General features: G+C 75.9%; 18 protein-coding genes. 9 read left to right on the top strand and 9 right to left on the bottom strand.

The features are described from left to right. Nucleotides 1–349: 349 nt before the first annotated feature. Complete coding sequence (locus ATL51_RS02245; RefSeq protein WP_100877490.1) at nt 350–1,831, top strand: alkaline phosphatase D family protein; 1,482 nt, start codon at nt 350–352, stop codon at nt 1,829–1,831. A 15-nt stretch (nt 1,832–1,846) separates the two neighbouring features. Here the strand turns inward: ATL51_RS02245 and ATL51_RS02240 are convergent, their stop codons facing one another. Both ATL51_RS02240 and ATL51_RS02235 read right to left on the bottom strand, forming a co-directional pair. Further along, on the bottom strand, nt 1,847–3,013 hold the full coding sequence (locus tag ATL51_RS02240) for an acyl-CoA dehydrogenase family protein (RefSeq protein ID WP_100877489.1): 1,167 nt from the start codon (nt 3,011–3,013) through the stop codon (nt 1,847–1,849). Beyond that, entirely contained in the window at nt 3,006–4,217 is a 1,212-nt protein-coding gene (locus ATL51_RS02235) for an acyl-CoA dehydrogenase family protein (RefSeq protein ID WP_100877488.1), read from the bottom strand. Before ATL51_RS02235 ends, ATL51_RS02240 begins: the two co-directional genes overlap by 8 nt. Nucleotides 4,218–4,366: 149 nt before the next feature. Here ATL51_RS02235 and ATL51_RS27950 point away from each other — a divergent pair, with 149 nt between their 5' ends. Together ATL51_RS27950 and ATL51_RS02230 are read left to right on the top strand one after the other, a co-directional pair. Beyond that, nucleotides 4,367–4,516 carry a hypothetical protein gene (locus ATL51_RS27950; RefSeq protein WP_157818196.1) on the top strand — a complete coding sequence of 50 codons (150 nt, stop codon included), beginning with the start codon at nt 4,367–4,369 and terminating at the stop codon, nt 4,514–4,516. Between the two features lie 16 nt (nt 4,517–4,532). Next, nucleotides 4,533–7,166 (top strand): ATP-dependent RNA helicase, encoded by a 2,634-nt coding sequence (locus tag ATL51_RS02230; protein WP_100877487.1) that lies wholly within the window; start codon nt 4,533–4,535, stop codon nt 7,164–7,166. A gap of 157 nt (nt 7,167–7,323) precedes the next feature. On the opposite strand, the gene ATL51_RS02225 is transcribed toward ATL51_RS02230, so the two are convergent. Together ATL51_RS02225 and ATL51_RS02220 are read right to left on the bottom strand one after the other, a co-directional pair. Further along, nucleotides 7,324–8,127, bottom strand: coding sequence for a class F sortase (locus ATL51_RS02225; RefSeq protein WP_301548853.1), 804 nt, complete (start codon nt 8,125–8,127; stop codon nt 7,324–7,326). 31 nt (nt 8,128–8,158) lie between these two features. Further along, nucleotides 8,159–8,548, bottom strand: coding sequence for an excalibur calcium-binding domain-containing protein (locus tag ATL51_RS02220; protein ID WP_100877486.1), 390 nt, complete (start codon nt 8,546–8,548; stop codon nt 8,159–8,161). Between the two features lie 135 nt (nt 8,549–8,683). On the opposite strand from ATL51_RS02220, the gene ATL51_RS02215 reads away from it, so the two are divergent. Next, nucleotides 8,684–9,658, top strand: coding sequence for a threo-3-hydroxy-L-aspartate ammonia-lyase (locus ATL51_RS02215; RefSeq protein WP_100877485.1), 975 nt, complete (start codon nt 8,684–8,686; stop codon nt 9,656–9,658). A 171-nt stretch (nt 9,659–9,829) separates the two neighbouring features. On the opposite strand, the gene ATL51_RS02210 is transcribed toward ATL51_RS02215, so the two are convergent. Next, a complete protein-coding gene (locus tag ATL51_RS02210) occupies nt 9,830–11,137 on the bottom strand; it encodes an MFS transporter (protein WP_100877484.1) in 1,308 nt (435 codons plus the stop codon). Between the two features lie 156 nt (nt 11,138–11,293). Here ATL51_RS02210 and ATL51_RS02205 point away from each other — a divergent pair, with 156 nt between their 5' ends. Further along, complete coding sequence (locus ATL51_RS02205; protein WP_073574538.1) at nt 11,294–11,542, top strand: hypothetical protein; 249 nt, start codon at nt 11,294–11,296, stop codon at nt 11,540–11,542. Here ATL51_RS02205 and ATL51_RS02200 read toward each other — a convergent pair. After that, the gene (locus ATL51_RS02200; protein ID WP_167409943.1) at nt 11,527–12,543 is read right to left on the bottom strand and encodes an alcohol dehydrogenase catalytic domain-containing protein; all 1,017 of its coding nucleotides are present in this window, start codon (nt 12,541–12,543) and stop codon (nt 11,527–11,529) included. The two genes, ATL51_RS02205 and ATL51_RS02200, sit on opposite strands and share 16 nt — an antisense overlap. A 70-nt stretch (nt 12,544–12,613) precedes the next feature. Between ATL51_RS02200 and ATL51_RS02195 the strand changes: the two genes are divergently transcribed. Continuing rightward, nucleotides 12,614–13,282, top strand: coding sequence for a TMEM175 family protein (locus ATL51_RS02195; protein ID WP_100877482.1), 669 nt, complete (start codon nt 12,614–12,616; stop codon nt 13,280–13,282). Here the strand turns inward: ATL51_RS02195 and ATL51_RS02190 are convergent. Continuing rightward, nucleotides 13,266–13,646, bottom strand: coding sequence for a VOC family protein (locus ATL51_RS02190; RefSeq protein WP_100880421.1), 381 nt, complete (start codon nt 13,644–13,646; stop codon nt 13,266–13,268). The two genes, ATL51_RS02195 and ATL51_RS02190, sit on opposite strands and share 17 nt — an antisense overlap. Before the next feature lie 195 nt (nt 13,647–13,841). Here ATL51_RS02190 and ATL51_RS02185 point away from each other — a divergent pair, with 195 nt between their 5' ends. Then, on the top strand, nt 13,842–14,228 hold the full coding sequence (locus ATL51_RS02185) for a DUF6319 family protein (protein ID WP_073574536.1): 387 nt from the start codon (nt 13,842–13,844) through the stop codon (nt 14,226–14,228). Between the two features lie 28 nt (nt 14,229–14,256). On the opposite strand, the gene ATL51_RS02180 is transcribed toward ATL51_RS02185, so the two are convergent. Beyond that, a complete protein-coding gene (locus ATL51_RS02180) occupies nt 14,257–15,006 on the bottom strand; it encodes an IclR family transcriptional regulator (RefSeq protein ID WP_083658146.1) in 750 nt (249 codons plus the stop codon). Next, nucleotides 15,003–16,406 carry an APC family permease gene (locus ATL51_RS02175; protein WP_208622893.1) on the bottom strand — a complete coding sequence of 468 codons (1,404 nt, stop codon included), beginning with the start codon at nt 16,404–16,406 and terminating at the stop codon, nt 15,003–15,005. Before ATL51_RS02175 ends, ATL51_RS02180 begins: the two co-directional genes overlap by 4 nt. Before the next feature lie 231 nt (nt 16,407–16,637). On the opposite strand from ATL51_RS02175, the gene ATL51_RS02170 reads away from it, so the two are divergent. Then, nucleotides 16,638–18,200: an APC family permease gene (locus tag ATL51_RS02170; protein WP_301548852.1), complete on the top strand. Its 1,563-nt coding sequence runs from the start codon at nt 16,638–16,640 to the stop codon at nt 18,198–18,200. Beyond that, nucleotides 18,197–20,098, top strand: a complete 1,902-nt coding sequence (locus ATL51_RS02165) for a primary-amine oxidase (protein WP_100877480.1) — start codon at nt 18,197–18,199, stop codon at nt 20,096–20,098. The genes ATL51_RS02170 and ATL51_RS02165 overlap by 4 nt, the downstream gene beginning before the upstream one ends. Nucleotides 20,099–20,245 lie beyond the last annotated feature (147 nt).

Raw genomic sequence — 20,245 nt, 5'->3', positions numbered from 1 at the left:
CGTTACATAGTCAATATTTATGATCGACCGACCCCCGACTCACACATTTTCGGGGGCAGAGCGGCACGATTCCGACCGCGACGTCGAGGGCGTCGCGGTCGCGGGCCGCGAGCGGACGCGATCCCGATGAACTGCTTTCGTGACTCGACGAGCGGAGGTTCGACGTGAGCCTGGATGTGATGCAGGTCACTGCATATCAGTCGTCGGTGCGGGCGTGCCGCGGGGGACCGGGTGTGCACCCGGCCGGTTCCGGCCGATCGCCCGTGGCCGGGCACCCGCGGTGATTCACTCGTCCGGCGACACCGGCCCCGGCGCGTGCGCACCGCCGCCGGGGTCGCCGGGGCGGAGCATGGACGGTTCTCCCCGACCACCACGCACAGGAGGACGTGTGACCGCACTGCCACGCCGCAGCGTGCTGCTCGGCACCCTCGGGGCCGCGGTCGCCGGGCTGGTGCCGGCCACGCCCGGCGGTGAGCCCGCCGCCGTGCCCCGCTGGTTCGCCGGTGCCCTGCGCCAGGCGACGACGCCCGACCCGTTCACCCTCGGCGTCGCCTCGGGCGACCCGTCGCCCGACGGGATGGTCCTGTGGACCCGGCTCGCCCCCGAGCCCGACGCCGAGGACGGCCGCGGCGGGATGCCCGACCGGGCGGTCGAGGTCGAGTGGGAGGTCGCCGAGGACGAGCGCTTCGCCCGCGTCGTGTCGCGCGGCACGGAGACCGCCACCCGCGAGCTCGCGCACAGCGTGCACGCCGAGCCCGCGGGACTCGCCCCGGGCCGCGAGTACTTCTACCGGTTCCGTACCGGTGGCCACCTCTCCCCCGTCGCGCGCACCCGGACCGCGCCCGCGGCGGGAGCGGCCGCCGCCTCGCTGACCATCGCGACGGCGTCGTGCGCGAAGTTCGGTGCGGGCCACTTCACCGCCTACCGCGGGATGGCCGCCGACGCCCCCGATCTCGTCCTGCACCTGGGCGACTACTTCTACGAGACCGACCGGGGGGAGGTCCGCGACCCGGGCCCGCCGGAGCCGAAGACCCTCGCCGGGTACCGGCGTACGCACGCCCACCAGCGCTCCGACGACGACCTGCGCGCCGCCCACGCCGTCGCCCCGTGGGTGGTGGTGTGGGACGACCACGAGGTCGTCAACGACTGGGACGGCGCGACGCCCGACCGGCGCCGGGCCGCGGCCCAGGCGTACTACGAGCACATGCCGCTGCGCCGCGCCTCGGTGCCCGACGGCCCGGACATGCAGCTCTACCGGCGGCTGGAGTGGGGCTCGCTCGCCACCTTCCACGTCCTGGACACCCGCCAGTACCGGATGCGCGGCTCGATGCTCGGCGCCGACCAGGAACGCTGGCTGCTGCGCGGGCTGACCGACTCCGCCGCGGGCTGGGACGTGCTGGCCCAGCAGGTGTTCTTCGCCCCGCGCCGGGGCGGCAAGTCCGGCACCTGGGGGGAGTTCACCGGGTCCCGGGAGCGGGTCGTCCGCGGCTGGACCGAGGCGGGCGTGCGCAACGCCGTGGTCCTCACCGGCGACGAGCACGTCCACCACGCCAACGAGATCCCCGGTGCCGACGACCGGATCGCCGGCACCGAGCTCGTCACCACCTCGGTCACCTCCGGCGGCGACGGCGACGGCGACGCGAAGTCCGGTGGCAGCGGCAGCTCGGTGTGGTCGCTCGACCGACGCGGCTACGTGCTGGCGACGTTCACCTCCGCGCAGATGCGCGCGGACTTCCGCACCGTGTCCCGGATCAGCGAGCCCGGTGCCACGGTGCGCACGGCGGCGTCGTTCGTGGTGCCGGACCGGGAGCCGGGCCTGAACAAGGTCTGACCCGGCCCCCGGCGCTCAGCCGGTCGCCACCCGGGGCTCGCGGACGTCGTCGCCGAGGGTGTCCAGCACCAGCACGGCGATGCGCTCGCGGTGGGCCTCGGCGGACCCGAGCAGCGCCGCGTCGGCGACGGCGCGCTTGTAGTACAGGTGCGCGACGTGCTCCCAGGTGAAGCCGATCCCGCCGTGCAGCTGCACCGCGTCGGCGGCGACCCGGTACGCCGTCTCCGAACAGGTGGCCTGCGCGATCGACACGGCGAGGTCGGCATCGTCGACGCGCGGGTCGTCGACCGCCCAGGCCGCGTGCAGCGCCGCGGTCCGGGCCTGTTCGACGGCGACGAGCATGTCCGCGCACCGGTGCTTGACCGCCTGGAACGACCCGATGGGCCTGCCGAACTGCAGCCGCTCCTTCGCGTAGGCGACGGTCAGGTCGAGCAGCCGACGGGCGATGCCGGCCTGTTCGGCGGCGAGCAGCGCCCCGGCGGTGCGGAAGGCGTGCCGCAGCGCGCCGTCGGCGTCCGCGCCGGTGGCGAGTACGGTGCCGGTCACCCCGTCGAGGACGACCCGGCCGACCGGGCGGGTCACGTCGAACGAGCCGCACCGCTGCACCCGCACCCCGTCGGCGCCGGGGTCGACCACGGCCAGGACCGGGCCCTCGGGCCCCGCGGCCGCGACGACCAGCACGTCCGCGGCGCCCGCGTCCGGGACGTGCTCCACCGTGCCGGTGAGCCGGTCGCCGTCGGCGGTGACACCGGCCGCGGAGGCGCCGTCGTAGGGCGTGGTGAGCCGGGCGACCAGGGCCGCGGTGCGCGAGCCGTCGGCCAGCGCGGCGAGCAGCGCGTCGCGCCCGTCGCCCGCCGGGGCCGCGACCAGCGCCGGGACCGCGAGCGCGACGGTGCCGAGCAGCGGCCCGGTCACCAGCGCCGCACCCAGCTCCTCCGCCGCGACGGCCTGGTCCACACAGGTCCCGCCGGCGCCGCCGAGGTCCTCGGGCACCGCGAGGGACAGCGCGCCGAGCTCGGTGCCGAGCCGGGCCCACAGTGCCCGGTCGAACCCGTCGGTGGTGTCGACGAGCCGGCGCAGGGTGGCCTCGTCGTGCTGGCGCTCGGCGAAGCGGTGCAGCGCCGCGCGCAGCTCGCGCTGCTCGTCGGTGACGTCGAACTCCCGGAGCTCCTGCTCAGCCACGGGGGACCTCCTTCCAGGGGCGGTCGGAGTCCGACCGGGGCTCGCCGGGCAGACCCAGCACGCGTTCGCCGAGGATGTTGCGCATGACCTCCGAGGTACCGCCCTCGATGGTGTTCGCGCGCGAGCGCAGGAAGCGCTGCTGCACCGTGGAGTTCGGGTCGGTGTGCACCCGCCCGCGGTCCATCGTCCAGTCGTCGTAGAGCAGCGCGTCCGGGCCGAGCAGGTCCATGCAGAACTCGTAGACGTCCTGGTTCAGCTCGGCGCCGACCAGCTTGGACACCGACCCCTCCGGACCGGGCTGTCCGGCGCTCGCGGTGCGCCGCGCGCGGGCCAGGGTGAGGCGGTGGGTCTCGGCGCGGGTCCACAGTGCCGCGAGCCGGTCGCGCAGCACCGGGGTGTGCCGGTCGGGGTGGGCCCGCCACAGGCCGAGGGCCTCGCCGATGACGCCGCTGCCGCGCCGCCCGGTGACCCCGCCGATGGCGGTGCGCTCGTTCATCAGGGTGGTGATCGCGACCTTCCAGCCGGCGCCGACCTCGCCGAGCCGGTGCGCGTCGAGGACCCGGGCGTCGTGCAGGTGGACCTCGTTGAACTCGGCCTGCCCGGTCATCTGCCGCAGCGGGCGGACGTCGACGCCCGGCTGGGTCATGTCGATCACGAAGTAGGTCAGGCCGCGGTGCTTGGGCTGCTCGGGGTCGGTGCGGGCGACGAGCATCCCCCACCGCGCGACGTGGGCCAGGGTCGTCCAGACCTTCTGCCCGTTGACGACCCACTCGTCGCCGTCGCGGACCGCGGAGGTGGCCAGGCCCGCGACGTCGGAGCCGGCGCCGGGCTCGCTGAACAGCTGGCACCAGATCTCCTCGCCGGTGGCCATCGGCCGCAGCCAGGCCCCGACCTGGTCACGGTCCGGGCCGTACTCGACCACGGTCGGCGCGCCCATGCCGTAGCCGATCGGGTTGACCGCGAACATCCGCTCGCCGCCGGCGTCGGTGACGATCTGGTCGACCACCGGCTGGAGCCCGCGGGACAGCCCGAGGCCGCCGAGCCCCTCGGGGTGGTGCACCCAGGCGAGCCCGGCGTCGTAGAGGGCGCCGAACAGCTCCTCGCGCGGCACCGACAGCGGGTCGTGGGCCTCGACCACCTCCCGGGCGGCCTGTGCCACGCGGGCCGCGTCGGATGCCGGTCGGGTCGTGGTGGGCGAGCTCATCGCACCTCCGGAAGGTGGGCCTGACGGTCGTCGTCGACGTCGCTCCGAACCTAGCCGTCATCAGTTTCGGGGACCACGGTTAACGGTTCCTGGTCCGTGCGCGACATCAGGTTCGTCCGTCCGACGCAGTCCGAACCGCAGGAGCAACGATGCCCGCCACCACCGCAGCCACCCACCGTCCCGCGGCCCCCGTCCTCGACGGGACCGCGCTGCCGGGCTGGGTGCTGCTGCTGATCACCGCCGGGCTGGCCGCCGCCGTCGTCGTGATCATGGTGCTGTCCTACAGCGGGCTGGCCTGACCCATACTCGGGAGTGATGCCCCCACTCCCCGACCTGCCGGTCCGCGCCGTCCTCGACGAGCTGCGGGCGGCGCTGGACGACCGCGGCGGCGCCGTGCTCGTCGCCCCGCCCGGTACCGGCAAGACCACCCTCGTCCCGCTCGCCCTGGCCGGGCTCGACGGCTCCGGCCCGGCACCCGGGGGCACGGTGCTGGTCGCCGAGCCGCGCCGGGTCGCCGCCCGCGCCGCCGCGGCCCGGATGTCGTCGCTGCTGGGGACCGAGGTCGGTGGGCCGGTCGGCTACCGCGTCCGCGGCGACGCCCGCACCGGGCCGGACACCCGGGTCGAGGTCGTCACCTCCGGCCTGCTGCTGCGCCGCCTCGCCGGGGACCCGGAGCTGGCCGGGGTGTCCACCGTCGTCCTCGACGAGGTGCACGAGCGTCACCTCGACGCCGACCTGCTGCTCACCCTGCTGCTCGACGCCCGCGACGGGCTGCGGCCCGACCTGCGGCTGCTCGCCACCTCCGCGACCCTCGACGCGGCCCGCCCCGCCGTGCTGCTGGGCGACGACGACCGGCCCGCGCCGGTGCTGGAGGTCGCCGCCCGCAGCTACGACGTCGCCGTCGCCCACGTCCCGCCCGCCCGGGCCGGTCGCGGCGGGACCGAGCGGATCGAGAACACCGTCGCCCGGACGTGCGTGCGGGCGCTCGAGCACGGCAGCGTGCTGGCGTTCCTGCCGGGCGTCGCGGAGATCGGGCGGACCGCGTCGGCGCTGCGCGAGCTGGGACCCGACGCCGACGTCCTCGCGCTGCACGGCAGGCTGCCCGCCGCGGAGCAGGACGCGGCGCTGCGCGACGGGCCGCGACGCCGGATCGTGCTCGCCACCGCCGTCGCCGAGTCCAGTCTGACCGTGCCCGGTGTCCGGGCAGTCGTCGACTCCGGGCTCGTCCGGGTCCCGCACACCGACCACCGGCGCGGACTGTCCGGCCTCGTGACGCGGCGGGTCTCGCGCGCGGTCGCGACCCAGCGCGCCGGCCGCGCCGGCCGGGAGGCACCCGGCGTCGCCTACCGCTGCTGGCCCGAGGGCGAGGTCCTCGCCGACGCCCCGGACCCCGAGATCCGCACCGCCGACCTGACCGCGCTCGCGCTGGACCTCGCCGTCTGGGGCACCCCCGACGGCAGCGGTCTTCGCTGGTGGGACGCCCCGCCGCCCGGTCCGCTGGCCGCCGGACGGACGGTGCTGACCGCACTCGGCGCGATCGACACGCGAGGCGCGGTCACCGACCGGGGACGGCGGATCTCCGCGCTGGGCCTGCACCCGCGCCTCGCCAGGGCCCTGCTCGACGGCGTCGCCGCCGGTGGGGACCCGCGGGAGGTCGCCGGGATCGTCGCCGTCCTCGACGACGACACCCTCGCCGGTCCCGCCGACGACCTGACCGCCGCACTGACCCGGCTGCGCTCCGGCGACGCCCCCGGCGCCGGGCGGTGGCGTGGGGACCGGGACCGCCTGACCGGTGCACTGCGCCGCGCCCGCGCCTCGTCGCCCGCCTCCTCCTCGGTCGCCGCCTCGCCGACCGCCACCGTGTCGCCGGGCACCTCGCCGGGAGCCGGGGCGCACTCCGGCCCGGCCGCCGCGGCCCCGGGCCCTGCGCGCGAACGGGCCGGGCGCGCCGCGGGGGCTCCGGACGCCGAGCTCGTCGCGCTGGTCACCGGGCTCGCCTACCCCGAGCGGCTCGCCCGGCGCCGCGACGCCGCGGCCGGGGTGTTCCTCATGACCGGTGGCACCGCCGTCGAGGTCCCGCCCGGCCCGCTGCGCGACGCCGAGTGGCTGGCCGTCGCCGTCGCCGACCGGCGCCCCGGGCAGACCCACGGCCGGGTCCGCCTCGCCGCGACCACCGACGCCGCGACCGCGCTGCGGGCCGCCGCGCCGCTGCAGGTCACCGGCTCGGAGGCCGTCTGGAGCGACGGCGACGTCCGCGCCCGCACCGTCGACCGGCTCGGCGCGATCGTGCTGTCGGAGAAGCCCGACCGCTCCCCCGACCCCGGCGCCGTCCGCGACGCGCTCGTCGCCGGGCTGCGTGCCGAGGGCACCGGGCTGCTGCGCTGGACGGCGGGGGCGGTCTCCCTGCGCGAGCGGTTGGACTTCCTGCACCGGGTGCTGGGCGCACCGTGGCCCGACGTGTCCGAGGAGGCGCTGCTCGACTCGGCCGCCGATCCCGCCGGGTGGCTGGCCGGTCCGCTCGCCACCGCCCGGCGCCGCTCCGACCTGGCCCGGGTCGACGCCGGCCCCGCGCTGCGCCGCCACGTCGCCGCGTACGTGGGCGGGCTCGCCGGGCGGATCGACGAGCTGGCCCCGGAGCGGCTCACCGTCCCCACCGGGTCCCGGATCGCGCTGGACTACTCCGGCGCGGCCCCGGCCCTGCCGGTGAAGGTCCAGGAGGTGTTCGGGTGGACCGGCTCCCCGGCCGTCGCCGACGGGCGGGTGCCGGTGGTGCTGCACCTGCTCTCCCCCGCCGGGCGTCCGACGGCGGTCACCGCGGACCTGGACTCGTTCTGGGACAACGCCTATCCACAGGTCCGGGCCGAGCTCCGCGGGCGCTACCCCAAGCACGCCTGGCCCGAGGACCCGCGGACCGCGACACCGGGACGGGGCACCGGGCGCCGGCGATGAGCCCCGCGCCCCGCCCGGCGACCGGGTCCAGCCGGCCCGGTCGCCGAGATGCAGCTCAGCGGGAATTGTGAATCTCCACAGCCCGCTGGGCTGCATCTCGACGAGCGCGGGTGCGTCCGGACCGCGCTCCATGGGGCGTGGGGCGCAGACGGGCCGCTCAGCGGACCTGGTCGGCGAACACCACGACGTTGTCGACGTAGCTGCGGGCCGACCGGTCGAACACCCCGCCGCAGGTGATCAGTCGCAGGCCCGCGTGGTCGAGATCGCCGTAGACCTCGGCGGTCGGGAACTCCGCCTTCGGGAAGCGCCCCACCCGGCGCACGGCGAACACCACCGACGTCCCGTCGGCCCGGTCGACGCGGATCTCGTCGCCGGGCTCGAGGGTGTCCAGGTCGGCGAAGGCGCCGGGCAGCCCCTTCCAGTCGACGTGCGCGGTGAGCACGGCGGGGCCGATCTCGCCCGGGGTCGGTGCGCCGGTATACCAGCCGACCGTGCCCGCATCCGCGGGGACCTCCATCGACCGGTCCGCGGCCAGCCCCATCGGCCGGGGCACGGTGTCGAGCCCGAGCCGGTCGACCCGCAGCCGGACCGGCTCGGACCGCACCAGCGGCGCGGGCCCCGGCGGCAGCAACGCCCCCGGCGCGGGCGCCGGAGCGGGCACCGGGACGGAGGCGACGGCCGTCGCCCCGGGCTCGGGTGCGCCCGCGGGGTCGGCGAGCAGCAGCGCGGCGGTGAGGACTCCGACCGGCGCCAGCACCCGCGTCACCCGGCGCAGCGCACCGGCCCGTCGCCGCGCCCGTCGCCCGTGGTCCGGGCTCCCGCGCCGCACCGTCCCGGCCCGGTCCCCGGCCACCGTTCCGCGCCCGGCGTGGTCCCCGGCCACCGTTCCGCGCCCGGCCCGGTCCCCGGCCACGGGGCCGCGCCCGGCCCGCGCACCGGACGGTGCGGCGGGTCCGGGCACCGGGAGGACGGGACCGGGCACGGTGCCGGGGTCAGCCGCGGCGACCGGCGGCGACGCGCCGCACCGCGACCGCGCCGATGCCACCGGCGGCGACGGCACCGAGCGCCAGCGGCAGCACGTCGGCCGGGCCGCCACCGGCCTCGACGCCACCGACCGGCGTCGCGGTGACCTGGGTGGAGTCGTCGGAGGCGGCCTCGACCGTGGCCGGGGACGCCGCGCTGCCGTAGTCGTGGTCCTCGCAGGCCTGACCGTCGTTGTCGCGGTCGAGTCCGTAGGGGTCACCCGGGGTCAGGGCCGCCTGGGCGTCGGCCTGGCCGGCGAAGTCGTCGCAGTTGCGGTCCTGGGCGAAGGCCGTACCGGCGAGCGGGAGGGCCGCCGCGGTCGCGAGGAGCACGGCAGCGGACAGGGAGCGGAGGCGCATCGGGGGTGTCCTTCCGGGGAACGTGGGGGGAGCCACGCAGGTAGCAGCGATCCCGACGTGTCAGTCGTTACATCCGATCGTGAATGGATCCGAACGGACTTGAACCGGCTCCGCCGGGCGGCGGAAGGTGGTCCGGTGAACGCTCTCCCCACCCCCGACGACGTCCGTGCCGCGGCAGCGATCCTGCGCGGCCACGCCCACCGCACCCCCGTCCTCACCTCCCGGCTCACCGACGCCGAGCTCGGCGCGCAGGTGTTCGTGAAGGCGGAGAACCTCCAGCGCACCGGGAGCTTCAAGTTCCGCGGGGCGTTCCACACGCTGTCCCGGCTGTCCGCGGCACAGCGGCGGGCGGGGGTCGTCGCGTTCTCCTCGGGCAACCACGCCCAGGCCGTGGCGCTGGCCGCGCAGCTGCTGGAGGTCCCCGCGACGATCGTGATGCCGCACGACGCCCCGGCCTCGAAGCTCGCCGCCACCCGCGGCTACGGCGCCGAGGTCGTCGCCTACGACCGCTACGCCGAGGACCGCGCGGCCATCGCGACCGCGCTGTCGGAGGAGCGTGGGCTCACCCTCGTCCCGCCCTACGACCACCCGCACGTCATCGCCGGGCAGGGCACCGCGGTGCTGGAGCTGCTGGAGGACCACGGCCCGCTCGACGCGCTGTTCGTCTGCCTCGGCGGGGGCGGGCTGCTCTCCGGATCACTGCTCGCGACGCAGGCCCTGTCCCCCGACGCCCAGGTGTACGGCGTCGAGCCCGAGGCCGGCGACGACGGCCTGCAGTCCCTGCGCGCCGGGCACGTCGTGCGCATCCAGCAGCCCCGCACGCTCGCCGACGGCGCCGCCACCACCCACCTCGGCGACCACACGTTCCCGGTGATCGCGCGGCTCGTCACCGACATCGTGACCGTGCCCGACACCGCCCTGGTCGAGTCGATGGCGCTGTTCGCGGCGCGCTACAAGGTGCTCGTCGAGCCGACCGGGGCGCTGGCCTTCGCGGGCGTGCGGGCCGCCGTCGCCGCGGACCCGCAGCGGTGGGCCGGGACGCGGATCGGCGTCACGATCTCCGGCGGCAACGTCGACCTGGACCGCTTCGCCGCCCTCGTCACCGGCTGAGCGTCCCGCGGGCCCCCGCCCCGTCGACGGCGGCACCGGGTTCGGCCGGCGGCGCTGCCGTGCCCCCGCGCCCGCGGGACGGGCCCGCGCCGTGGGCGACATGGCGCGCACGCCGTGCAGCGGGCCCGCGTCCGGACAGCCCGGGCGGGGGCCTGTCGTGGCGCAGGGACCTCAGCGCCGGTCGTGCTGCAGCGCGTCCTCGGCGATCACGGCCTCGGTCGGCAGCCCGGGCACCTCCCGGACGGCCTCCTCGGCGTCGGCGCGCTCGTGCGACGGGCCGGGCTGCTCGGCCTCGGCGTCGGCGGCGTCCAGGTCGCGGCGGATCGTCGCCAGCAGCACCGCCCCCGCCAGCACGACGACCGCGGCGATCAGGAACGGCACCGACGCCCCGACGGCCGCCGCCATCAGGCCCGCCGCGAACGGGGCCAGCCCGCCGCCGATGAAGCGGACGAACCCGTAGGTGGCCGACGCGGTCGGGCGGGGCACCGGCGAGATCGACATGACCGCCGTCGTCACCAGGGTGTTGTTGACGCCGACCACGATGCCGGACAGGACCACCGCGACGATCACCACGGCGGGGACGTCGTCGAACAGCCCGATGGCCGCGAGCAGCACCGCGATGCCGACGAGCGCGCCGTAGAGGGTGCGGGCGGTGCCGAACCGGTCCTTGAGCCAGGGCGCACCGAACACCGCGAAGACCGCGACGAGCACACCCCAGCCGAAGAACACCCCGCCGAGCGAGATCGGGTCGAGCCCGCCCATCAGGAACGGTGCGTAGCCGAGCAGGGTGAAGAAGCCCCAGTTGTAGAGCAGCCCGACCCCGCTGGTGGTGGCGAGCGCGCGGTGGCGCAGGGCGGCCAGTGGTTCGGAGAGCCGCGCCTTGTGGGTCGGGACCGGCGTCGGTTCCAGCAGCACGACGGTCGCGACGAGCGCGATCAGCATCAGCACCGAGACGCCGAAGAACGGGCCCCGCCAGGAGACGGTGCCGAGCAGCCCGCCGAGCAGCGGACCGGTGGCGATGCCCACGCCGAGCGCGGTCTCGTAGAGCACGATCGCACCGGCGAAGCCGCCCGAGGCCGAGCCGACGATCACCGCGAGCGAGGTCGCGATGAACAGTGCGTTGCCCAGGCCCCAGCCGGCCCGGAAGCCGACGATGCCCCAGATCCCCGACGACGCCCCGGCCAGCGCCGCGAACACCACGATCAGCGCGAGGCCGGTGATCAGGGTCCTCTTCGCGCCGATCCGGGACGACACCCAGCCGGTCGCCAGCATCGCGATCGCGGTCACGACGAGGTAGCTGGTGAACAGCAGCTCGACCTCGGCGTGCGTGGCGTGCAGCTGCCCGGACAGCGACGGCAGGATCGGGTCGACCAGCCCGATGCCCATGAACGAGATGACGCAGGCGAAGGCCACCGCCCAGACGGCCTTGGGCTGGCGGAACGGGCTGGGGGCGTGCGCTGCACCGGATGTTCGGGACATGTCATCGCCTTTCCCCGGGAACGGACCCCGGAGAGATCATGGACGTAACGGACCTGTCGAACATTGCATCACGCAACACATGTCATGAGCAATGCGAACGACCGTGATCGTGCCCATGTCCCGCTACGGTCGGGGCCCCGACGTCGAGGAGGCCCCGTGCCGCACACCGCCGCCGAGGCCGACCGCCTCGCCCGGCAGGCCGCGTTCCTGGGCGCACTCGCCGCGATCGGCGCCCTGCTCCTGGCCGTGCTCGGCTGGGCCGGTGGCGCGGTCGCGATGTGGATGGGTGTCACGGCCCGCCGCCGCGGCGCGGGGCGCACCGCCGTCGTCGCGATCGCGCTCGGCGCGCTCGGCCTGGTCGCCGGCGTCGGGAACGCCCTGCTGGGCGCCTATCTGTTCCGCTGACCGGTCCGCAGCACCGGCTTGCCCGGGGCCCGGTCCGGTGACTCCAGGTGCGCGTGTGCGGCGGCGACGGCCGCGACGCCGTCGTCCAGGTCGAAGACCCGCTCCACCAGCGGGATGAGCGTGCCCGCGGCGAGCCCGGCGCGGGCGAACGCCTCGGCGCGGGCCAGCACCGCCGCGTCGCCGGTGACCTCGCGGACGTGGAAGCGGCGCAGCCACACCGGCGCGTACCCGGCCGCGGGCAGCGGTGTCGGCTCCCCGGACAGTCCGCCGTGGACGATCACCGCGCCGCCCGGGGCGCAGGCCCGCACCAGCCGGGCGACGCCGGGACCGCCCTCGGCGTCGAGGACCAGGTCGGCGCCGCCGCCGAGCGCGGACCGCAGCGTCTCGGCGTCGGGCGTGCCGGTCAGCACCTCGGCGGCCCCGGCGGAGCGCAGGACCGTGGCGTGCCGGTCGTCGGGCACGACGGCGACGGCGTGCACCCCGAGGTGCCGCGCGACCTGCAGCGCCGCGGCCCCGATGCTGTTCGCCGCGGCCGTGACGACGAGCCGGTCCCCCTCCCGCAGCCGGACGGCGTGGCGGGTCATGCCCCACACGGTCAGCAGCGGCATCCACAGCGCGGCGGCGCCGTCGTCGTCGAGACCGGGCGGGCGGGCCAGCAGCGACCGGACCGGTACGACGGCCTCGTCGGCGTAGACCGGGTGCTCGTTCTGCGACGACGCCGGGATCACGCACACCTCGTCGCCGGGCGCCCAGCCCGTCACCCCCGGACCGGTCCCGAGCACGGTGCCCGAGCACTCGCTGCCCAGGCCCGCGGGGAGCACCGGGGCGTCGAGGTAGGTGCCGCGGCGGAAGTTGACCTCGGAGCGGTTGAGCCCGACCGCGTGCACCCGGATCCGCACCTCCCCCGGGCCCGGGGCGCGCAGCGGCAGCCGCTCGATCCGCAGCACCTCCGGGCCGCCCGTGGCGTGGAAGCGGACGGTGCGCACGAGCGGGGACGTCACGACGGACCAGCCTAGGTCCGTGGCGGCCGGTAGGGCACGATGAGCACCGTTGCGCGGGGAAAGGACAGGGATGCGGCGGCGGGTCGAGGTCGGGCTGGAACGGATCACGTTCTTCAGCGACGGGGTGTTCGCCATCGCGATCACGCTGCTGGTGCTGCCGCTGACCGACGCCGAGTTCGGCCCGGGCCCGGTCGCCCCGCAGCTGGTGGAGCTGCTGCCGCGGATGCTCACCTTCGCGCTGAGCTTCGCGGTGATCGGGCGGTACTGGACGGTCCACCACCAGCTGTTCGCCCGCTTCGACCGCGCCGACGCCCGGATGACGACGCTCAACCTCGGCTACCTGTTCGGCATCGCGTTCCTGCCGTTCCCGACGTCGCTGCTCGGCGGGCACGGCGACAGCACCGCGGCCGTCGTGCTGTATGCGGCCACCCTGGTCGTCATCGGCTCGTTCTCCGCCGCGATGTGGGCCTACGGCTCCTACCGCGGCCGCCTGACCCGCGCCGACGTGACCCCGGACGAGGCCCGCCACACGCTGGTCAACGGGCTGGCGCCGGTGGTGTCGTTCCTGCCGTCGCTGGTGATCGCCCCGCTGAGCCCGACCTGGGCGATGCTGTCCTGGCTGCTCACCATCCCGGTCTCGGCCGTCGCGGAGCGGCTGTTCCCCGAGCACCGCGCGGCGCGGGCCCGCGCGCAGGGGGGGCACGCCGGACACCGCGTGAGGCTCAGACCTCGTTGCTGATCTCGACGAGGTTCCCGTCCGGATCGCGCAGGTAGACGCTGAGCAGCGGCCCCCGGGCCCGGGTCCGCTCGACCGGCCCCTGCTCGACGGCCACGCCGGCCTCGGCCAGCTCGCGCCGGACCTGCTCGATCGGGTCGAGGGTGATCAGGCACAGGTCGGCGCTGCCCGGAGTGGGCCGCTCGGCCTTCGGCTCGAACTCCCGCCCCGCCTCGTGCAGGTTGATCTTGCTGGGGCCGAAGGCGAGTGCGCGGCGCCCGCCGCCGAACTCGACGGGCTCCATCCCGAGCACCCGGGTGTAGAACGCGACGGTGGCGTCGACGTCGGCGACGGTCAGCACGAGGTGGTCGAGGTGGTCGATGCGCATGCCCGCGATGCTGGCAGCCGGGCCACCCGGACGCAGATCCTCCTGTGGGTGACCGCCACCGCCCCGGACCGTGAGCGGGCACCGGACGTCGACACCCACACGGACCAACCGGGCGGGTCGCTACCGGCGAACGGGCGTTCGTGAATCACCCTTGTACCTGGCCGTGCAGCCGAGTGGAGAGGGACGAGGACGCACGTGGACGACGAGCTGACGACCGGCGGGGAGACCCCGCCCGCGGACACCGCGAGCACCCCGGCGCCCGAACCGCCGAAGCGGAGGCGGGGCAGGCCACCGGGCTCGACGGCCCGCACCACCCGGGTCGTGACCATGACCCTGACCGTCAGCGGTTCCGCCGACGGCGACTGGCAGGCCGAGCTGAAGCAGGGCACCACGTGGGTGGCCCGCGGCCTGCCGGTGACGGCGTCGGCGGTGTCCGCGGCGGCTGCGGCGCTGCACGCCGACCTGTCCGGTCCGGTCGACGAGCTCATCGAGGGCGCCCGGTCGGCGAAGGCCGCGCGGGTGGCGGAACTGGAGGCCGAGCTGGAGCGGGCGCGCAAGGACCTGGCCGAGCTGGAGCAGTGACCGCGCCGGGGGTGACCGGCGCGGTGGCTCAGCCGAGCAGCGGCCCCAGTGTCGTGGCGTGCTCGCGCAGCAGGGTGACCAGCTCGGGGTCCGGGTCGGCGACCCGGGTCGCCGGGCCGGACAGCGCGAGACCCGCGACGAGCGCCCCGTCTGCGGGCGAACGGACCGGTACGGCCAGGCACCCGCGGTCCGGGCGCAGCTGACCGGTCTGGGTGGCCAGGCCGTCGCGGCGGACGGCGTCGAGGACGGCGTCGAGCGCGTCCGGGTCGGTGACGGTGCGGTCGGTGACCGGGCGCAGGTCGCGGACCAGGGCCCGCCAGTCGGGCTGCTCGGCGAGCAGCAGCCTGCCCAGCGCGGAGGCCTGGGGCAGCCGGGCGAGCAGGTCGGCGTCGCTGGGCGGGTGGTCCGGGTCCGGGTCGAGGACCTGCAGCCGGGCGCCGTCGAAGATCGCCAGGTGCACCCCCCAACGGACCCGGCCGCGCAGGTGGTCGACGACGGTGCGCGCGGCGGTCGGCAGCCGCGGGACCGCGACCGGGGACAGCCGCGCGGCACGGCGCCCGAGCGCGAAGCCGCGCAGGTCGGGCAGCCGGACCAGGTACTCCTCGCCGACGAGCAGGTTCAGCACCCGGTAGGTGGTCGCCGGGGGCAGCCGCAGCGCCGTCGAGATCTCCTTGGCGGTGACCCCGGGTCCGGCCGCGACGACCTCCTCGAGCACCGCGAGCGCGGTCCGCACGGCCCGTGGCTGGCGTCCGCTGATCGGCGCCGGGTCGACCGTCACCGGGCCCGCCCCCAGACGTCGGAGGCGACGGTCTCGTCGTAGACGCCCAGGTCGTGCAGCCGCCCGCGGCGGCGCAGCACGACGGCCCACACCGCACCGGCCGCGAGCGCCACGGCGATCGCGATCCCGGTGGCCGGGGCGGCGACGACGAACGCGACCAGGGCCGCGACCAGCGACGGGACGGCCACCACCGCGGTCGCGACCGCGGCCGGGGTGAGCTCACCGATGCGACGCAGGAACGCCGGCGCGGCCAGGCAGACCAGCGCGTAGCCGACGAGGAACCCGACCGTCGCGACGCCGAGCAGCGCGGCGAGCACCGCCCCGACCGGAACGCCCAGCGCGACCGGGACGGCGACCGCGAGCGTCGCCGCGGGTGCCCCGAGCCCGACGGCGACGTGCGGGGTGCGGAACCGGCGGTGGGTGCGCCCCAGCGGGCGGGGTACGACGCCGTCGCGGGCCAGGGCGAACAGCACCCGCGACAGCGCGGTGGTCGTCGCGACGGCGCAGGCGAGGAAGGACAGGACGAGGGCGGCGTCGAGCAGCGGGGGGATCCAGGACCAGCCGCGCGCGACGGCGAGGACCTGCACCGGCTGGGTCTGCCCGGCGAGCCCGCCCGGGACGGCGGCGAACCCGGCGACCTGCACCGCGGCCGCGAAGACGTAGAGCACCGCGGTCACCGCCGCGGTCGCCGTGACCGCTCGCGGCACCGACCGGAACGGGCGCCGGGCCTCGGCCCCGAGCGAGGTCGCCACCTCGAACCCGATGAACGCCGCGAGCGCGGGCACCACGCCCGCGGCGACCGCACCCGGACCGGCGGGCGGGGCGGGCGCGCCGGGGCCGGGCAGCGGGCCGCCGACGAGCAGCACCACGAACACCCCGACCAGCACCGCGACCGCGACCGCCTCCACCAGCAGCACCACCCGCGCCGCGGGGCGGACCCCGCGCACGACCAGCGCGGTCACCACCGCGCCGACCGCGACGGCGAGCAGTGCCGACGCGAGCGGCCCGGTCGCCCACGGCCCGCACAGCGGCCCGAGGTAGGCCACGGCTCCCGCGATCGCCGCGCCGCACAGCAGCAGGTACCCGGCCAGCGTCGCGATCCCGGCCGCGAACGCCGGTCCGGCGCCGAGGCCCTGCGCGGTCAGCGTGTAGATCCCGCCGGGTGCCGCCATCCGGCGGGTGAACCGGGCGACCGAGGCGGCGACGAGCAGCGCGAGCACACCGGCGACGACGAACGACCACACCGTGCCCGCCCCGGCCATGCCCGCGACGATCACCGGGGTGGCCGCCATCGCCGCCGAGGGTGCCGATCCGGCGATCGACTGGGCCGCGACGTCGGCCGGGCCCAGTCGTCGCCGGGCCAGGCCGTGCACCGGTGACCGGTCACGCAACGACGTCACGACGCCCCTCCCCGCCCTCACCGGTGATCCTCGCCCGCGGACACTAGCTCCCCGTGTCGACGCCATGACCAGCGACGACGGGTCGAACGAGAAAAACTCCGGCGCCGTTCCCGCAGTGCGGGAACACCACAGCCGGTGATTCGCACCACACGGGATCCGGCGTTGTGCACGGTCCGCGGCACCGGCCACCGTCCCGGCACCCGACGTCCGCCTCGACCGCCAGGAGGAACCGTGAGCGCACCCGCGCCCCGCCCGTCACCACCGTCGCCGTCCCCGGAGCCCGCGGACCGGCACCGTCTGCGCGGGACGCTGGGCGCCGGGTCGATCGTGTTCATGGTGGTCGCCGCGGCCGCGCCGCTGACCGTCGTCGCCGGGACGGTGCCGCTGGGGCTGGCCGCGGGCAACGGTGCCGCGTTCCCGATGACCTTCGTGCTGTGCGCGGTGGTGCTGCTGCTGTTCGCGGTGGGCTTCTGCGCGATGTCGCGGCACGTGCCGGGTGCCGGCGCGTTCTACGCCTACGTCGCCCGCGGGCTCGGTGCCGCGCCGGGCCTGGGCTCGGCCTTCCTCGCGCTGGTCACCTACACCGCGGTGCAGGCCGCGGTCTACGGCTACCTGGGCGCGACCGTCGACGCGCTGGTGCAGCACCACGGCGGGCCCGCACTGCCCTGGTACCTCTACGCGGCCGCGGCGCTCGTCGTCGCCGGGGTGCTCGGCTACCGCCACATCGAGCTGTCCGGCAGGGTCCTGGGCACGCTGCTGGTCGCCGAGGTCGCGATCGTGCTGGTGTTCGACGCCGTCGTCGCCGCGACCGGCGGGCTCGGCTCCGGCCGCTCGACGGCGCTGTTCGTGCCGTCGCAGTTCCTGTCCGGCTCGCTCGGCATCGCGATCATGTTCGCGATCGCCTCGTTCATCGGGTTCGAGGCCACCGCGGTGTTCCGTGACGAGGCCCGCGACCCCGAGCGCACCGTCCCCCGCGCGACCTACCTGGCCCTCGTGCTGATCGGCGCGTTCTACACCCTGTCGTCGTGGGCCGTCGTCTCCGCCTGGGGCGACGACGGCGCCGTGGCCCGCGCGACCGAGGACCCCGGGAACATGATCGTCACGACGATCACCGCGGTGCTCGGCCCGGTCGGCGGCGACCTGGCCCAGGTCCTGCTGGTCACGAGCCTGTTCGCGGCGCTGCTGTCGTTCCACAACGTGCTCTCGCGCTACCTGTTCGCCCTCGGCAACGCCGGCTCGATGCCCCCCGCGCTGGGCCGCAGCCACGCCCGGCACGCCTCGCCGCACGCCGCGTCGGCGGCCCAGTCGGGCACCGCGCTGGCGCTGATCGCGGTGTTCGCGGTGACCGGGATGGACCCGGTGACCCAGGTGTTCGCCTGGATGGCCGGGACCGCGACCCTCGGGGTGCTCGCGCTGATGGCGCTGACCTGCGCTGCGGTGCTGGTGTTCTTTCGCCGCTCGCGCGTCGACACCCGGTTCTGGCACACCGCCCTGGCCCCGGCGCTGGGGCTGGCCGGTCTGCTGGTCTGCCTGTGGCTGACCGTCGCGAACTTCCCGACGCTCATCGGCGGCCCCCCCGCGCTGGCCCTCGCCATCGGCGGGGTCCTGGTCGCCGCGTTCGTGCTCGGAACGGTCCTGACCCGATTCACGGGTGCCCGCCCCGAGACCTTGCCCTCGCCCGACGCGCCCGGAACCGTCACCGGGAACGACACCGCGCACGACACCGCGCACGACACCGCGCACGACACCGCGCACGACACCGCCGGAACCGACCTCCAGGAGGAGACCCGATGACCGCCGTCCAGGAGCCGCGCACCACCGCGAGCCACCCGCTGGCCCCGACCACGGAGGCCGAGGTCACCGTCGTCCGCGAGGTCCTCGCCGCGGCCGGGCTGCTCACCGAGCACGTCCGCTTCGCGTTCTTCGCCCCCGAGGAGCCGCCCAAGTCCGAGGTCCTCGCCCACCCCGACGGCGCCGACGCCGAGCGCAGCTTCCGCGCGGTGCTGCTGGACCTGGGCACCGGCCGCTCCCACGACACGGTCGTCTCGGTCACCCGTCGCGAGCTGGTCTCCTGCCGCGAGCTGGAGCCCGAGCGGGAGGGGCAGCCGCCGATCATCGACTCGGAGTTCGAGTTCATCGAGGACGTCCTGAACGCCTCGCCGGACTGGCTCGCCGCGCTGGAGAAGCGCGGGCTGGAGCCCGCCTCGGTGCGCGCCGTGCCGCTGTCGGCCGGCGTCTACGACATCCCCGGGGAGAAGGGCCGCCGCCTCGCCCGCGCCTTCGGGTTCCGCCAGGACCACGAGGCCGACCACGCCTGGGCACATCCGGTGGACGGGCTCGTCGCCTACGTCGACCTCACCGCCCGCACGGTCGACCGGGTGATCGACACCGGTGTCGTGCCGGTGCCCGCGACCAGCGGGAACTTCGACGACCCGGCCGTGCAGGGCGAGCACATGACCTCGCTCAAGCCGATCGAGATCACCCAGCCCGAGGGGCGCTCGTTCACCGTCACCGACGGCCGGGTCCGCTGGGGCAAGTGGGACCTGCGCGTCGGGTTCAACGAGCGCGAGGGCCTGACCCTGCACCAGATCGCCTTCGACGAGCGCCCGATCTGCTATCGCGCCTCGGTCGCGGAGATGGTCGTGCCCTACGCCGACCCGGCGCCGGTGCGGTTCTGGCAGAACTACTTCGACTGCGGCGAGTACATGTTCGCCCGCTACGCCGACTCCCTGCAGCTGGGCTGCGACTGCCTCGGCGACATCCACTACCTCGACGCGGTGGTCGCCGACGACCTGGGCAACCCGCGCACGATCAGCAACGCCATCTGCATGCACGAGGAGGACCACGGCGTCCTCTGGAAGCACACCGACATCTTCACCGGCGCCCGTGAGGTGCGCCGCCAGCGTCGCCTGGTGATCTCGTTCTTCACCCCGATCGGCAACTACGACTACGGCTTCTACTGGTACCTCTACCTCGACGGCACCATCGAGCTGGAGTGCAAGGCGACCGGCATCGTGTTCACCTCCGGTAGGCCCGGCGAGTACGCCACCGAGGTCGCGCCCGGCCTGGGTGCTCCGTTCCACCAGCACCTGTTCTCCGCGCGGCTGGACATGACCGTCGACGGCACGGCCAACGCCGTCGAGGAGGTCGAGGCGGTCCGCGTGCCGATGGGCGAGGGCAACGCCCACGGCAACGCGTTCGCCCGCTCGGCGACCCGGCTGACCCGCGAGTCGCAGGCCCAGCGGGACGCCGACCCGGGGTCCGGGCGGGTCTGGCACGTGGTGAACACCGAGAGGACCAACGCCCTGGGTCGGCCGGTCGGCTACGTCCTGCATCCGCACGGGCAGCCCACCCTGCTGGCGGACCCGGCGTCGTCGATCCACGCGCGGGCGACGTTCGCCTCGAAGGCGCTGTGGGTGACCCGCTACGACCCGGCGCAGCGCTACCCGGCCGGTGACTTCGTCAACCAGAACCCGGGTGGGGACGGACTGCCCTCCTGGGTGGCCGCGGACCGTGACCTCGACGGCCAGGACGTCGTGCTGTGGCACACCTTCGGGCTGACCCACTTCCCGCGGCCGGAGGACTGGCCGGTCATGCCGGTCGACTACACCGGCTTCGTCCTGAAGCCCGCCGGGTTCTTCGACCGCAACCCCACCCTCGACGTCCCGCCGGCGCCCACGAGCTGCCACTGACGGCCGCGCGGGTTCCGCGCCGCACGGTGTACGCACGGCGCGGAACCCGTGCGGCGCCGGCGGCGGTGCCCGGCGACAGGACGGGGTGTGACGACGGCGCGGGGCCGGGCGGGGCGGTGGCGGACTAGGGTCGGTCCCGACCGCTCC

Source organism: Pseudonocardia alni (genome assembly GCF_002813375.1).
GTDB classification, from domain to species: domain Bacteria; phylum Actinomycetota; class Actinomycetes; order Mycobacteriales; family Pseudonocardiaceae; genus Pseudonocardia; species Pseudonocardia alni.
This window is presented reverse-complemented; position numbering and strand designations above follow the sequence as displayed.

Excerpts from the sequence above, each read along its gene's own strand:
- ATL51_RS02245 (WP_100877490.1), top strand. The coding sequence starts at position 350 with ATGGACGGTTCTCCCCGACCACCACGCACAGGAGGACGTGTGACCGCA.
- ATL51_RS02235 (WP_100877488.1), bottom strand. The coding sequence starts at position 4,217 with ATGAGCTCGCCCACCACGACCCGACCGGCATCCGACGCGGCCCGCGTG.
- ATL51_RS27950 (WP_157818196.1), top strand. The coding sequence starts at position 4,367 with ATGCCCGCCACCACCGCAGCCACCCACCGTCCCGCGGCCCCCGTCCTC.
- ATL51_RS02230 (WP_100877487.1), top strand. The coding sequence starts at position 4,533 with ATGCCCCCACTCCCCGACCTGCCGGTCCGCGCCGTCCTCGACGAGCTG.
- ATL51_RS02220 (WP_100877486.1), bottom strand. The coding sequence starts at position 8,548 with ATGCGCCTCCGCTCCCTGTCCGCTGCCGTGCTCCTCGCGACCGCGGCG.
- ATL51_RS02210 (WP_100877484.1), bottom strand. The coding sequence starts at position 11,137 with ATGTCCCGAACATCCGGTGCAGCGCACGCCCCCAGCCCGTTCCGCCAG.
- ATL51_RS02195 (WP_100877482.1), top strand. The coding sequence starts at position 12,614 with ATGCGGCGGCGGGTCGAGGTCGGGCTGGAACGGATCACGTTCTTCAGC.
- ATL51_RS02190 (WP_100880421.1), bottom strand. The coding sequence starts at position 13,646 with ATGCGCATCGACCACCTCGACCACCTCGTGCTGACCGTCGCCGACGTC.
- ATL51_RS02165 (WP_100877480.1), top strand. The coding sequence starts at position 18,197 with ATGACCGCCGTCCAGGAGCCGCGCACCACCGCGAGCCACCCGCTGGCC.